The organism is Streptomyces sp. NPDC043896, assembly GCF_056435605.1.
The window spans coordinates 83387-97503 of the sequence record NZ_JBWKEE010000018.1; the positions used below are offsets into that span (position 1 = coordinate 83387).

9 protein-coding genes, 1 tRNA gene and 1 pseudogene are annotated in these 14117 nt (G+C 73.5%); 2 read left to right on the plus strand and 9 right to left on the minus strand.

Annotation, left to right across the window (positions count from 1 at the left end):
- Positions 1 to 41: 41 nt before the first annotated feature.
- Positions 42 to 1907, minus strand: coding sequence for a translation elongation factor 4 (lepA, locus tag AC069X_RS24920; protein ID WP_478731568.1), 1866 nt, complete (start codon positions 1905 to 1907; stop codon positions 42 to 44).
- Positions 1908 to 2118: 211 nt separating this feature from the next.
- Here lepA and rpsT point away from each other — a divergent pair, with 211 nt between their 5' ends.
- Entirely contained in the window at positions 2119 to 2379 is a 261-nt protein-coding gene (gene rpsT / locus AC069X_RS24925) for a 30S ribosomal protein S20 (protein ID WP_030030523.1), read from the plus strand.
- A gap of 564 nt (positions 2380 to 2943) precedes the next feature.
- Here rpsT and holA read toward each other — a convergent pair.
- Complete coding sequence (holA, locus tag AC069X_RS24930) at positions 2944 to 3930, minus strand: DNA polymerase III subunit delta (protein WP_478731570.1); 987 nt, start codon at positions 3928 to 3930, stop codon at positions 2944 to 2946.
- Positions 3931 to 3991: 61 nt separating this feature from the next.
- Here holA and AC069X_RS24935 point away from each other — a divergent pair, with 61 nt between their 5' ends.
- A complete protein-coding gene (locus tag AC069X_RS24935; RefSeq protein ID WP_385771612.1) occupies positions 3992 to 4234 on the plus strand; it encodes a hypothetical protein in 243 nt (80 codons plus the stop codon).
- Positions 4235 to 4257: 23 nt separating this feature from the next.
- Here the strand turns inward: AC069X_RS24935 and AC069X_RS24940 are convergent, their stop codons facing one another.
- The 7 genes and pseudogenes from AC069X_RS24940 to AC069X_RS24970 form a co-directional block, all read right to left on the minus strand.
- Positions 4258 to 5139, minus strand: coding sequence for a YceI family protein (locus AC069X_RS24940; protein WP_478731572.1), 882 nt, complete (start codon positions 5137 to 5139; stop codon positions 4258 to 4260).
- A 124-nt stretch (positions 5140 to 5263) separates the two neighbouring features.
- A pseudogene (locus AC069X_RS24945) lies at positions 5264 to 7621 on the minus strand (ComEC/Rec2 family competence protein); the annotation flags it as partial.
- 101 nt (positions 7622 to 7722) lie between these two features.
- The gene (locus tag AC069X_RS24950; protein ID WP_478731574.1) at positions 7723 to 8403 is read right to left on the minus strand and encodes a ComEA family DNA-binding protein; all 681 of its coding nucleotides are present in this window, start codon (positions 8401 to 8403) and stop codon (positions 7723 to 7725) included.
- Between the two features lie 547 nt (positions 8404 to 8950).
- Positions 8951 to 9796, minus strand: a complete 846-nt coding sequence (locus AC069X_RS24955) for a DegV family protein (RefSeq protein ID WP_478731576.1) — start codon at positions 9794 to 9796, stop codon at positions 8951 to 8953.
- A gap of 73 nt (positions 9797 to 9869) precedes the next feature.
- Positions 9870 to 10670 carry a copper transporter family protein gene (locus tag AC069X_RS24960; RefSeq protein ID WP_478731578.1) on the minus strand — a complete coding sequence of 267 codons (801 nt, stop codon included), beginning with the start codon at positions 10668 to 10670 and terminating at the stop codon, positions 9870 to 9872.
- Between the two features lie 133 nt (positions 10671 to 10803).
- Positions 10804 to 13668 carry a leucine--tRNA ligase gene (leuS, locus tag AC069X_RS24965; RefSeq protein WP_478731580.1) on the minus strand — a complete coding sequence of 955 codons (2865 nt, stop codon included), beginning with the start codon at positions 13666 to 13668 and terminating at the stop codon, positions 10804 to 10806.
- Between the two features lie 257 nt (positions 13669 to 13925).
- Positions 13926 to 13998 (minus strand) — tRNA-Ala (locus AC069X_RS24970).
- Between the last annotated feature and the right edge of the window lie 119 nt (positions 13999 to 14117).

The following is a 14117-nucleotide window of genomic DNA, read 5'->3' on the forward strand; positions in this document are numbered from 1 at the left end:
CCCCCGAGCGTACGCTCGGGGGCCTGTTTCGGATACACCGGCTACTTCTTCTTGCCGCCGGACTCGTCGCTGGACAGGACGGCGATGAAGGCCTCCTGCGGGACCTCCACGGAGCCGACCATCTTCATCCGCTTCTTGCCTTCCTTCTGCTTCTCCAGCAGCTTCCGCTTACGGGAGATGTCACCGCCGTAGCACTTGGCGAGGACGTCCTTGCGGATGGCGCGGATCGTCTCGCGGGCGATGACGCGGGAGCCGACGGCGGCCTGGATCGGCACCTCGAAGGCCTGCCGCGGGATGAGCTCGCGCAGCTTGGCCACCAGGCGCACGCCGTACGCGTAGGCGGCGTCCTTGTGGCAGACGGCGGAGAACGCGTCGACCTTGTCGCCGTGCAGCAGGATGTCGACCTTGACCAGGCTGGAGGCCTGCTCGCCCGTGGGCTCGTAGTCGAGGGAGGCGTAACCGCGCGTCTTGGACTTCAGCTGGTCGAAGAAGTCGAACACGATCTCCGCGAGGGGGAGCGTGTAACGGATCTCGACGCGGTCCTCGGAGAGGTAGTCCATGCCGAGGAGGGTGCCGCGGCGCTGCTGGCACAGCTCCATGATCGCGCCGATGAACTCGGTCGGCGCGAGCACGGTGGCCCGCACGACCGGCTCGAAGACGTCCTTGATCTTGCCTTCGGGGAACTCGCTCGGGTTGGTGACGGTGACCTCCGTGCGGTCCTCCATCACCACCCGGTAGACCACGTTGGGCGCGGTGGCGATCAGGTCGAGGCCGAACTCCCGCTCCAGGCGCTCGCGGACCACGTCCAGGTGCAGCAGGCCGAGGAAGCCGACGCGGAAGCCGAAGCCGAGCGCCGCAGAGGTCTCCGGCTCGTAGACGAGAGCGGCGTCGTTGAGCTGGAGCTTGTCCAGGGCCTCGCGCAGCTCCGGGTAGTCCGAGCCGTCGAGCGGGTACAGGCCCGAGAAGACCATCGGCTTCGGGTCCTTGTAGCCGCCCAGGGACTCGGTGGCACCGCCCGTCTGCTGGGTGATCGTGTCACCGACCTTGGACTGGCGGACGTCCTTCACACCGGTGATCAGGTAGCCCACCTCGCCGACGGAGAGGCCGTCGGCCGGCAGCATCTCGGGCGAGTTGGTGCCGATCTCCAGCAGCTCGTGCGTGGCGTTCGTGGACATCATCCGGATGCGCTCGCGCTTGTTGAGCGTGCCGTCGACCACACGGACGTACGTGACGACGCCCCGGTACGAGTCGTAGACCGAGTCGAAGATCATCGCGCGGGCGGGGGCGTCCTTGACGCCGACCGGGGCCGGGACGGTCTCGACGACGCGGTTGAGCAGCGCGTCGACGCCGAGGCCGGTCTTGGCCGAGACGCGCAGGACGTCGTCCGGGTCGCAGCCGACCAGGTTCGCCAGCTCCTCGGCGAACTTCTCCGGCTGGGCGGCCGGCAGGTCGATCTTGTTGAGGACCGGGACGATCGCGAGGTCGTTCTCCATCGCCAGGTACAGGTTGGCGAGGGTCTGGGCCTCGATGCCCTGCGCGGCGTCCACCAGGAGGATCGTGCCCTCGCACGCGGCGAGGGAGCGCGAGACCTCGTAGGTGAAGTCGACGTGACCGGGCGTGTCGATCATGTTCAGGATGTGCGTGGTGCCCGTGCCGGTGCCCTCCGTGGGCGCCCAGGGCAGGCGGACCGCCTGCGACTTGATCGTGATGCCGCGCTCACGCTCGATGTCCATGCGGTCGAGGTACTGGGCGCGCATCTGCCGCGAGTCGACGACACCGGTGAGCTGGAGCATCCGGTCGGCGAGGGTCGACTTGCCGTGGTCGATGTGCGCGATGATGCAGAAGTTACGGATCAGCGCCGGGTCGGTACGGCTCGGCTCGGGCACGTGGCTGGGGATGGCGGGCACGCAGTGTCCTGATTCTCGGGTCGCTGTCGGATCTGCTGTCGGATCGGTAGGCAGACTTGTACGCAGACTCCCATGGTCCCATGGACGCGGGGATGCGCTCGGTTTGGGCCGGTCGAAGCGCGCCTGGTAGCCTGGGTGGCTGTGTCTCTCATGCCCTCTCAGCAGAAGAGGCACGATCCGGAAAATACTCTGAACCTGAAAAGGCTCTTTCGTGGCGAACATCAAGTCCCAGATCAAGCGGAACAAGACCAACGAGAAGGCTCGCCTTCGCAACAAGTCGGTCAAGTCCGAGCTGCGCACCTTCATCCGCAAGGCCAACGAGGCCATCCTCGCCGGCGACGCGGAGAAGGCCACCGCTGCGGCCCGCCTGGCTTCCAAGAAGCTGGACAAGGCCGTCTCGAAGGGTGTCATCCACAAGAACGCCGCCGCCAACAAGAAGTCGGCGCTGGCCTCCAAGGTTGCCGCCATCTGAGTTCCGCACTCGATGTGAACGCCGGGACGGACCAAGCGGGCCCTCTCATCCGCTCCTGACCGGCACCCCGCGCCGCACGCGGCCTGCGTTCGCCACGCGGGTGCGGCGCACACAGCAGTGACCGAAGGCCCCGGCCCCCGTCCTTCCCCAGGACGGAAGCCGGGGCCTTCGCGTACCCCGGGCACACCGTCCACCCCGCCGCCCCGGCCCGGCCGACGCTGCCCCACCCCCACCCGCCCGGCCGGCAGCATCCCGCCCCGCCGGCGCCGGCCCACACCCGGCCCCGCCGGCGTTGACCCACCCCCAGCCCCGCAGGCGTCAGCCCACCCAGCCCCGCCGGCGTTGACCCACACCCTCAGCCCCATCGACGTTGGCCCTTCCCCAGCCCCGCTGGCGTCAGCCCACCCCAGCCCCGCCGGCGCTTGAGGCGCGGGGGCCTGGGGGCGGAGCCCCCGGGAAGGGGTCCGGGCGCAGCCCGGGGAACGGAGGAAGGGCGGGTAGGGGACACACCCCGCGCAGCGGCACACAGCCCCGCACCGGCACGGCACCCCGGACCCGGACCCGCTAACGCCCCCGCGAGGCCCGCGCGACGGCCACGACCGCCTTCTCCAACGCGTACTCGGGGTCGTCCCCGCCCCCCTTGACCCCCGCGTCGGCCAGCGCAACGGCCCGCAGCGCTTCCGCGACCCCGTCCGCCGACCAGCCCCGCATCTGCTGCCTCACCCGGTCGATCTTCCACGGCGGCATGCCGAGGTCCCGCGCCAGGTCACCCGGCCGGGCCCCGCGCGGGGCGGAGGCGAGCTTGCCGATGGCCCGGACGGCCTGCGCCAGCGCGCTGGTGATCAGGACGGGGGCGACACCGGTCGCCAGGGACCAGCGGAGGGCTTCGAGGGCCTCCGCGGCCCGGCCCTCGACCGCCCGGTCGGCCACCGTGAAGCTGGAGGCCTCGGCCCGGCCCGTGTAGTAGCGGCCGACCACGGCCTCGTCGATGGTGCCCTCGACGTCCGCGCACAGCTGCGCCGCCGCGCTCGCCAGCTCCCGCAGGTCGCTGCCGATCGCGTCGACCAGCGTCTGGCACGCCTCGGGCGTCGCCGAGCGCCCCAGCGTCCGGAACTCCCCGCGCACGAACGACAGCCGGTCCGCCGCCTTGGTCATCTTCGGGCAGGCGACCTCGCGGGCACCCGCCTTGCGGGCCGCGTCCAGCAGGCCCTTGCCCTTGACCCCGCCCGCGTGCAGCAGGACGAGGGTGATCTCCTCGTACGGCGCGGCGATGTACGCCTTGAGTTCCTTCACCGCGTCCGCGCCGAGGTCCTGCGCGTTGCGGACGATCAGGACCTTGCGCTCGGCGAACAGCGACGGGCTGGTCAGCTCGGCCAGCGTGCCCGGCTGGAGCTGGTCGGAGGTGAGGTCCCGTACGTCGGTGTCGGCGTCGGCCGCGCGGGCGGCCGTCACCACGTCCCGTACGGCGCGGTCGAGCAGCAGGTCCTCCTGCCCCACCGCGAGGGTGAGCGGAGCGAGCGGATCGTCGGTGGGGTTCTTCCTGGTGGCCATCGTCCCCAGCATCCCACGCCGCACTGACAGGGCCCCGCGCCCGGTGCCCGAGAATGGTCGGGTGAACGTGCGACATGTACTGGTCCTGCCCGACCGCGACGCCGCCGAGGAGGTGGCCCAGGAGGTCGTCGACCGCTTCGGCCTCCCGGAGGAACCCCAGCTCGTGCGCGACGCCCTCGCCGGCGAGGACGACGCCGAGGACGCCCAGTGGCTGGTGGTCGTCGAGGACCCCCGGGAGCGGCTCGACGCCACCTCGCTGGACGAGCTCGCCGCCGAGTACGAAGGCTGGCTGGAAGCCCCGTAGGACGGCGCGCCCGCGCTCTCCCGCTACGCCTTGTGGACGATCTGGACGTCCAGCTCCACTTCCACGCTCGGGCCGATCGCCGCGATCCCCTGCGCCAGCACCGACTGCCAGTTCAGGGCGAAGTCCCCGCGGTTCAGCTCGGCCGTGGCCCGGCAGGCGGCGCGCGGTTCGCCCTCCAGGCCCGTCCCGTGCCCCAGGTACTGGGTGTCGAGGGTGACCGTGCGGCTGATGCCGTGCAGGGTGAGCGCGCCCGCGACCGCCCAGCGGCTGCCGCTGCGGTGGATGAAGCGCTCGCTGTAGAACTCCACCCTCGGGTGCCGGGCGGCGTCGAGGAAGTCCGCGGACCGCAGGTGGTCGTCCCGCCTGCGCAGCCCCGTGTCGATGCTCGCCGCGTCGATGATCACGTGCATGGAGGAGTCCTCCATGCGCTCGGCTATCCGTACCGCGCCGGCGAAGGTGGTGAACCGTCCCTGGATCCGGGCGAAGCCGATGTGCCGGGCGGTGAAGGCGATCGACGAATGCGTGGGGTCGAGCTCCCAGTGCCCGGGCTGCGGCAGCAGCGGCGGCTCCACCGAGTCCAGGACGATCTCCGCCGTACCGGGCTGCGCCTGGTCCCCCACCAGCGTCGCCCCGTGGAAGGGCGCGTAGCCCTCGGCGGTGACGGAGAGCCGGTACTCGCCCTCCGGCATGGCCGCCGTGAACCCCCCGTACGGATCGGTCTCCCCGCTGACGACCCGTCGGCCGATCGGATCGGTGACCTCGAACTTGGCCTGGCGGATCGGCTGGTGGACCGTGTCGAGCACCCGGCAGCTCAACAGCCGCGCCGTGGGCGGCAGCGTCAGAGTCGCGGATGTCTGCGGCCCGGCACCCGCGGCCGGATCCGTCCCCCGCCTGCGACCGAACATGGCTAATGCACCCCCGTGCTGTGTGGACTTGGACCGTTCTGGCGACGACGCATTCGATCATGCTGCCGGGTTGTGGGCAAACAGAGCGGTCGCGCCCGGTATGACCGCGCCGTTCCGGACGCCTCCCGGCTGGAAACGCACGCATCCCCGGACCGCTCCCCGAGACCGCCACGGAACCGTCCTCATCGGTGCGCAACACCGTCGCACCACCGGCCCTGAGCTGCGCGAGGGTACCCGGCGCGGGGTGCCCGTAACGGTTGCCGGCGCCGACGGGGACGATCGCCAGGCGGGGCCGGATCCGGTCCTGCAGACCCGGGTCCTGGCGCGCCGAACCGTGGTGGGCGACCTTGAGCACGTCCACCGGCCCCAGCTCCGGATGCTCCCTCAACAGCGCTTCCTGCGCGGGCGGTTCGAGATCCCCGAGCAACAGCAGCGTCAGGCCCGAGGTCCGCACCAGCAGGGCCACGCTCGCGTCGTTCGGGCCCTCCGGCGGCGGGGCCGTCGCCGACGGCCACAGCACCTGCCACTCCAGCCGCCCGGCCCGCCGCCGCTCCCCGGGGACCGCCGCCACGACGGGCACCCGCGCCCGCGCCGCGGCCCGCCGGACCGCCGCGGCCTGCCCGGCCGGCTCCTCCAGCACCGTGGTTTCGATCACACCCACGGACCGGCCCCGCAGCACCCCGGCGAGCCCTCCCACGTGGTCGGCGTGAAAGTGCGTCAGCAGGACCAATGGGATCCGGCTCACACCCAGGGCGCGCAGGCAGTCGTCCACCGGCCCCGGTTCCGGCCCGGCGTCCACCACGACGGCCGTCCCGGGACCGGCGGCGAGCACGGCGGCGTCGCCCTGGCCCACGGCGCACTGCACGTAGCTCCAGTCCGGCGGCGGCCACCCCGTGACCGTACGGACCAGCTGCGGCGGCCGTACCACCGCGACCAGCAGCAGCACGGCCACGGCGGCACACACCCCGCGCCGCCGCCCGAACCGGACGCCGAGCCCCACCGCGGCCACCGTGGCCGCGCCCAGCAGCAGCCCGCCCGCGAGCCCGCCCGGCCACGGCAGCTCGGCCCCCGGAAGCCGCGCCCCGGCCCGCGCCACCACGGCGATCCACCCGGCCGGCACCCCCGCGCACCAGGCGAGCGCCTGCGCCGCGGGCAGGCACACCGGGGCCACGGCGAGCACCGCGAAGCCGAGCACGGTGGCGGGCCCCGCCGCCAGCTCGGCCAGGAGGTTGCACGGCACAGCGACCAGGCTCACCCGGGCGGAGAGCACCGCCACCACCGGCGCGCACACGGCCTGCGCCGCCAGGGCCGCCCCCAGGGCGTCGGCGAGCCGCGGCGGCGTCCCGCGCCGCCGCAGGGCCTCGCCCCAGCGGGGTCCGAGGGTCAGCAGTGCGCCGGTGGCCAGCACCGAGAGGAGGAACCCGACGCTGCGGGCCAGCCACGGGTCGTACAGCACCAGCAGCAGCACGGCCCCGGCCAGCGCCGGAATGAGGGACCTGCGCCGCCCGGTGGCGAGGGCCAGCAGGGTGACCGCCCCGCAGGCGGCGGCCCTCAGGACGCTCGGGTCGGGCCGGCACACCACCACGAAGGCCAGCGTCAGCGCGGCCCCGCCCAGGGCGGTGGCCCGCAGCGAGAGCCCCAGCCGGGGCGCGAGCCCGCTCCGCTCGGCGTGCTGCGCGCGGGCCGGCGGCCCGATCAGCAGGTACAGCACCACGGTCAGGTTCGAGCCGGAGACGGCCAGCAGGTGCAGCAGGTCGGTGGCCCTGAACGCCTCGTGCAGGTCGGGCGGGACCCGGGAGGTGTCCCCGACCACCAGCCCCGGCAGCAGGGCCCTGGCGTCCCGCGGGAGCCCCTCGGTGGCCTCGCGCAGCCCGGCCCGCAGCCTCCCGGCGAGGCGTTGCACCCGGTCGGGGCCGCCCGACACCCCGGGCGGGGTGTCCGCCGCCGGGCGGAGCAGCGCCACGGCCCGCTCCCCTTCCCGCGCCGGCGCCAGCCGGGCCACCACCTCGACCCGGGTCGAGGGCTCCAGCGCGGCCCACCCCGGATGCCCGGCCAGCACCCGTACCGGGGTCTCCACCCGGATCCGCGCGCCGTCGGGGCCGCTGACCCCGGTCACCACCGCGTCCAGCACCACCAGCGGCGGACCGCCCCCGCTCCGGGCCACCCGGGGGTCGGAGCCGACGGTGAGCTCCGCACGCACCCGGGCGTGTTCCCCGGCCAGCCGGGCCACCGGCCCCGCCCGCGCCTCGGCCCGCTCCAGCCCGGCCACCCCGGCCCCCGCGGCGGCGCAGAGCAGCGCGGCGGCCACGGCGGGCCCGACCCTCCACAGCGGCTGCGGACGCCCGGCTCCGGCGAGCAGCAGCGCCCCCGCCGCGGCCACCGCGAGCCCCGCCCCGGCGGCGCACCACCCGGCCGGCACCCCGAGCGCCAGGGCCGCCGCCCCCCAGGCCGCCACGGCGGGCACCGCCAACCGCAGATCCACCGGCCCGGCCGGCTCAGCCCCGCCCGGCCCGCCCCCGGCCGAATCAGCCGGGACCCGTTCAGCCCCGGCCGGTCCAGCGCCGGCCCGCTCCCCGGCGGCGCTCACGGCCGCACCAGCCCACGCAGCTCGGCGAACCGCCGCTCGCCGATGCCGTCGACCTGCCGGAGGTCCTCCACGGCCCGGAACCCGCCCCGGGCGGTGCGGAAGGCGACGATGTTCCGGGCGAGCACGGGCCCCACTCCGGGCAGTCCGTCCAGCTGCTCGACGGTCGCGCTGGCGAGGCTCAGCGGCCCGGCACCCGCGCCGCCTCCCGCACCCCCGCCGGGGGCCGGCCCGCCCGCGGGCGGCGGCGCGGTCACCCCCACCAGCACCTGTTCGCCGTCCACCAGCAGCCGCGCCCGGTTGAGCCCGGTGGTGTCCGTGCCCGGCCGCACTCCCCCGGCGGCGGCCAGCGCGTCCTCCACCCGGGAACCGCCGGGCAGCCGCCGCACGCCGGGGTCGCGGACCTTGCCGCCGACGTCCACCACGATCCGGGCCGCCCCACCCGCCGGACCCGCTGCCGACGCCGGAGCCGAAGGAGCGGGCACCGGGCCGACCACGGCGGGGGCCGTCACCGGCTGCGGCCGCCCCGACCAGTACTGCTGGACGGCGAAACCGACCGCCACCACCAGCACCACCGCGACGGCGGCCACCGTCCGCGGCTCCACCCCACACCGGACCTGCACCCACACGGGCAGCCGCTCCCGCAGGGCCAGCCGCCCCGCCTCCCCGGCCCCCAACACCAGCCCCGGCCCCTGCTCCGGCCCGGGTAACGCCGGTTCCGGCACCGCCCCCGACACAGGGACCGCCTCAGGCTCCGGATCTGCCTCCGGCTCCGGCGGCTCGAAGTGGGCCCCGCCCGGCGGGTCGGCCACCCGCCTGGCCCGGGTCTCTTCTCCTCCCCCGGGCGGCCCGCCCGCCATCAGGGCCTCGGCCCGGCGCCGCACCTCGGCGGGGTCGGGCCGGGGCCTGGCCCGGGCGCGGCGCCGGTCCCGGAGCCTGCCGTCGGACCCCCGCCCCCGCCCCGGCCCACTGCCACCACCAGCACCAGCACCAGCACCAGCAGACGCGGAGGACGCGGAGGACGAGGACGAGGACGCGGAGGATGAACCCACCCCCGGAACCGACGACGGCATACCGGAAGTGCCTGAAGTACCTGAAGTACCTGAAGTACGCGTTCGAAGAGTCATGCCACCGAAACTAGGGCCGGTCCCGGGACGCCCGCTCGGAGCCCTCAATTCCGGTGGATGACGGCCCCGTTGTGGACAACCCGGCCACCCGTTCCGGTGATCAGCGGGGTGACACCACCGCGGCCAGCAGCCCCGGCCCGGTGTGCGCGCCGATCACCGCGCCGACCTCGCTCACGTGCAGCTCGACCAGCCCGGGGATCCGTTCCCCCAGCCGCTGGGCGAGCTTCTCGGCCCGCTCCGGGGCCGCGAGGTGGTGGACGGCGACGTCGACGCTGCGCGCGCCGGCCCTTTCGACGGCCAGCTCCTCCAGCCGGGCGATGGCCTTGGAGGCCGTGCGCACCTTCTCCAGCATCTCGATCCGCCCGCCGTCCAGCGTGAGCAGCGGCTTGACCGCCAGGGCCGACCCGAGGAGGGCCTGCGCGGCTCCGATCCGGCCGCCGCGGCGGAGGTAGTCGAGGGTGTCCACGTAGAAGTACGCCGACATCTCCGCGGCCCGCTTCTCGGCGGCGGCCACGGCCTCGTCCGCGGAACCCCCGGCTTCGGCCGTCTCGGCGGCGGCGAGGGCGCAGAAGCCGAGGGCCATGGCGACCATGCCGGTGTCGACGACGCGGACCGGCACGGGGGCGGTCTGGGCGGCGACGACGGCGGCGTCGTAGGTGCCGGAGAACTCGGCGGACAGGTGCAGGCTCACGATGGCGGTGGCACCGGCGTCGGCGGCGGCCCGGTAGGCGCGTACGAACTGTTCCGGGCCGGGGCGGGAGGTGGTGACCGGGCGGCGCTTCTGCAGGGCCGCGGCGAGGCTGCGGGCCGAGATCTCGGTCCCCTCCTCCAGGGCCTCGTCCCCCAGGACCACGGTCAGGGGGACGGCGGTGATCCCGTGCCGCGCCATCGCCTGCGGGGGCAGGTAGGCCGTGGAATCGGTGACGATCGCGACATGGCGGGACATGAGCCGGAGGTTACCGGCACCGGGGGTGTTCCGGCAGCCCGGGCCTCCCCCGCCCCATCGGACCGTCCCCGTCTCAGGTGGTGGCCTCCGGCCTGGGGGCCTTCTGCCAGGGGTACGACGGGGCCGGAGCGGCGGCGTCCAGCGCGGCCCGCTCCGGCTCGCCGACCCGCTGCGAGGGCTGCGCGCCCGACCCGCCGGCCGCCCCGGTGACGGGCTCCGAGCCCGACGGGGCGCCGGGCCCGGCGGCCGGGGCCGACGCCCCGGCGGCCGCCTGACGCGCGTCCCACGCCGCCGCGGCGGCCGCCAGCTCGTCGACGGACTCCGGGGACCAGTCGCGCAGTGCGCCCGACTCCATCTCGATCTGCTCCGACAGGAGCGTCAGGTCGTCGTCCGCGAGCCGCCGGGCGCGGTCGCGCGCGGCCCACCTCAGCGACTCGGCCGACTTCGTGATCTTGAGGGTGCGCTCCCGCAGCTCGGGCAGACGCTCCGCGAGCTTCTTGCGGTCGGGCTCCTGCTCCAGCCGCTTCATCTCGTCGTCCAGCTCGTGCCCGTGCCGGCTCAGCCGCTCGAAGAGGGCGATGGACTCCGTCAGCGAGCTGTCGGCCTGCACGCCCTGGTAGAGGGCGGCCTGCGTGGCGCGCATCGACGTCCGCAGGTCGAGCCGGAGCTGGGCCAGCGATCCGGTGACGCCGACCTGGCCGATGCTCTTGGCCTTCAGGGTGGTGTCCTCCACCGTCCGGCGGGCCTGCGTGATCGTCCGGTCCACCCCGCGCTTCGCCGCGCCGACCGCCTTGACCGTGGCCCAGGCGCCCAGCCCCAGGAAGGCGAACAGCACCACCAAGGCAAAGATGATGATCAACGCGCCTACCTCCATGAGGTTCCCTTCCCCGGCCGGCCTGTTCTCGTCCCCTCCACCGTAAACGCCACGGGCAGGCCAGGGGTTCCCATCGAACCCCCAACCTGCCCGTACGGGATCACCCCGAGGACCCGACGCCCCGCGCCACCCGTCAGATGACGATGTTGACCAGCTTCGGCGCGCGCACGATCACCTTGCGGATCTCGGCACCGCCCAGTGCGGCGACGACGCCCGCGTCGGTGACGGCCAGCTGCTCCAGGTCGGCCTCCGAGATGCTCGGCGGGACCTCCAGGCGCGCCTTGACCTTGCCCTTGACCTGGACCACGCAGGTGACCGTCTCGTCCACGACGTACGCCGGGTCCGCGACGGGGAAGTCCTGGTGGACGACCGAGTCGGTGTGGCCCAGGCGGTGCCACAGCTCCTCCGCGATGTGCGGGGCCAGCGGGGCGACCAGCAGCACCAGCCGCTCGGCCACGGAACGCTCCAGCGGGCGGCCCGCCTTGGTCAGGGCGTTGTTCAGCTCGGTGATCTTCGCGATCGCCGTGTTGAAGCGCAGGCCCGCCATGTCCGAGCCGGCCCCGTCGATGGCCTTGTGCAGGGCGCGCAGGGTGGCCTCGTCGGGCTCGCCGTCGACGACGGTGACCTCGCCGGTCTCCTCGTCCACGATGTTGCGCCACAGGCGCTGCAGCAGGCGGTACTGGCCGACGACGGCGCGGGTGTCCCAGGGACGGGAGACGTCCAGGGGGCCCATCGCCATCTCGTACAGGCGCAGGGTGTCCGCGCCGTACTCCTCGCAGATCTCGTCGGGCGTGACGGCGTTCTTCAGGGACTTGCCCATCTTGCCGTGCTCACGCTTGACGGGCTCGCCCTGGTAGAACCAGCCGCCGTCGCGCTCCTCGACCTCGGCCGCCGGGACGTACACGCCGCGCGCGTCGGTGTAGGCGTACGCCTGGATCATGCCCTGGTTGAACAGCTTGTGGAACGGCTCGGCCGACGAGACGTGGCCCAGGTCGAACAGCACCTTGGACCAGAAGCGGGCGTACAGCAGGTGCAGCACCGCGTGCTCGGCGCCGCCGACGTACAGGTCGACGCCGCCGTGCGGCGCGCCCTCGCGCGGGCCCATCCAGTACTGCTCGATCTCCGGGTCCACCAGGGCGGACGCGTTGTCCGGGTCCAGGTAGCGCAGCTCGTACCAGCAGGAACCGGCCCAGTTCGGCATGGTGTTGGTCTCGCGGCGGTAGGACTTCACGCCGTCGCCCAGGTCCAGCTCCACGTTGACCCACGCCTCGTTGCGCGACAGCGGGGTCTCCGGCTTCGACGTGGCGTCGTCGGGCTCGAAGGTGCGCGGCGAGTAGTCCTCGACCTCCGGCAGCTCCAGCGGCAGCATCGACTCGGGCAGCGGGTGGGCGACGCCGGCCTCGTCGTAGACGATCGGGAAGGGCTCGCCCCAGTAGCGCTGGCGGCTGAACAGCCAGTCGCGCAGGCGGAAGTTGACGGTGCCCTCGCCGATGCCGCGCTCGGCCAGCCACTCGGTGATGGCGGCCTTGGCCTCGACCACGCCCAGGCCGTCCAGCGAGATGCCCTCGCCGGAGGAGTTCACCAGCTTGGCGTCGTAGGAGACGAACGCGTCCTCCCACTCGGCCGTGTCGGTGCCACGGCCGTCCGTGGGCTCGACCACGCAGCGGACGGGCAGCTCGAAGGCGCGGGCGAACTCGAAGTCGCGGCTGTCGTGCGCGGGGACGGCCATGATCGCGCCGGTGCCGTAGCCCATCAGCACGTAGTCGGCGATGAAGACGGGGACCTTGTCGCCGCTGACGGGGTTGATCGCGTACTCACCGGTGAAGACGCCGGTCTTGTCCTTGGCCTCGGCCTGCCGCTCGACGTCCGACTTCGAGGCGGCCTGCTTGCGGTACGCGGCCACGGCCTCGGCGGGGGTGGCGTAGCCGCCGGTCCACACGTCGTGGGTGCCCTCGGGCCAGGCTGCCGGGATGAACCGCTCGACCAGCGGGTGCTCCGGCGCCAGGACCATGTAGGTGGCGCCGAACAGCGTGTCCGGGCGGGTCGTGAAGACGGTGATGGCCTCGTCGCCCAGCGCGAAGTCGACGCGCGCGCCCTCGCTGCGGCCGATCCAGTTGCGCTGCTGCAGCTTGATGGCCTCGGGCCAGTCCAGGGCGTCCAGGTCGTCCAGCAGGCGGTCGGCGTAGGCCGTGATCCGCATGTTCCACTGGCTCAGGCGGGACTTGAAGACGGGGAAGTTGCCGCGCTCGGACCGGCCGTCGGCGGTGACCTCCTCGTTGGCCAGGACGGTGCCCAGCCCGGGGCACCAGTTGACGGGCGCGTCCGAGGCGTAGGCCAGGCGGAAGCCGTTCAGCACGTCGGCCCGCTCGGCGGCGGTCAGGTCCGCCCAGGCACGGCCGCCGGGAACCTCACGGCTGCCGTTCTCGAAGTCGGCGACCAGCTCGGCGATCGGCCGGGCCTTCTTCGCGGCGGCGTCGTACCAGGAGTTGTAGATCTGCAGGAAGATCCACTGGGTCCACTTGTAGTACTCGGGGTCGATCGTCGCGAAGGACCGGCGCTTGTCGTGGCCCAGGCCCAGCCGGCGCAGCTGGACCTTCATGTTCTCGATGTTCGCCTCGGTCGACACGCGCGGGTGGGTGCCGGTCTGCACGGCGTACTGCTCGGCCGGCAGGCCGAAGGCGTCGAAGCCCAGGGTGTGCAGGACGTTGTGGCCGGACATCCGCTGGTGGCGCGCGAAGACGTCGGTGGCGATGTAGCCCAGCGGGTGGCCCACGTGCAGGCCCGCACCGGAGGGGTACGGAAACATGTCCATGATGAACTTCTTGGGCCGCGCGACGACCGCCGGGTCGCCGGCCAGGTCACCGGTCGGGTTCGGCGCCTCGTACGTGCCCTCGGCGTCCCATACGTCCTGCCAGCGTGCCTCGATGTCGGCGGCCATGGCAGCCGTGTAACGGTGCCCCTCGGCCGCCTCGGGGGCCGGGGTGTTCGTCTCGCTCATGATTTCTGAAGCTCCATCGATCGTCTCTGCCGTCTCTGCCCGCCCAAACGAAAAAGCCCCTCGCACAGGAGGGGACGCCGCGCCGATGCCGACCTTCTCGAAGGGTCGGTACTGATCAGCGCGGCTCGGTAAGCAGAAGGCGTACGGCACGCATGGCGTCAGGGTACCGCAGCGGTCCCCGCGGGCGCTCGGACGTTCCACCGACCGGGCACAACGAGAAGCGGGCCACCCGATCCGGGTGGCCCGCTTCCTTCCTGTGGAGCTAAGGAGAATTGAACTCCTGACCTCCTGCATGCCATGCAGGCGCTCTACCAACTGAGCTATAGCCCCTTGCTTCTCTGCCGCCGGGCCCCTTCTCGGTTTCCCTTGCCGGTTCCCCCTGGCGACATCGAGAACATTACACGGTCATGGCCCCAGTCCAAAAATCGGTTTCCCCGGCCCCTCCGGGG

Coding starts and splice junctions, on each gene's coding strand:
- AC069X_RS24940 (WP_478731572.1), bottom strand. CDS start 5,139: ATGTTCGGTCGCAGGCGGGGGACGGATCCGGCCGCGGGTGCCGGGCCG.
- AC069X_RS24960 (WP_478731578.1), bottom strand. CDS start 10,670: ATGGAGGTAGGCGCGTTGATCATCATCTTTGCCTTGGTGGTGCTGTTC.
- leuS (WP_478731580.1), bottom strand. CDS start 13,668: ATGAGCGAGACGAACACCCCGGCCCCCGAGGCGGCCGAGGGGCACCGT.
- AC069X_RS24955 (WP_478731576.1), bottom strand. CDS start 9,796: ATGTCCCGCCATGTCGCGATCGTCACCGATTCCACGGCCTACCTGCCC.
- holA (WP_478731570.1), bottom strand. CDS start 3,930: ATGGCCACCAGGAAGAACCCCACCGACGATCCGCTCGCTCCGCTCACC.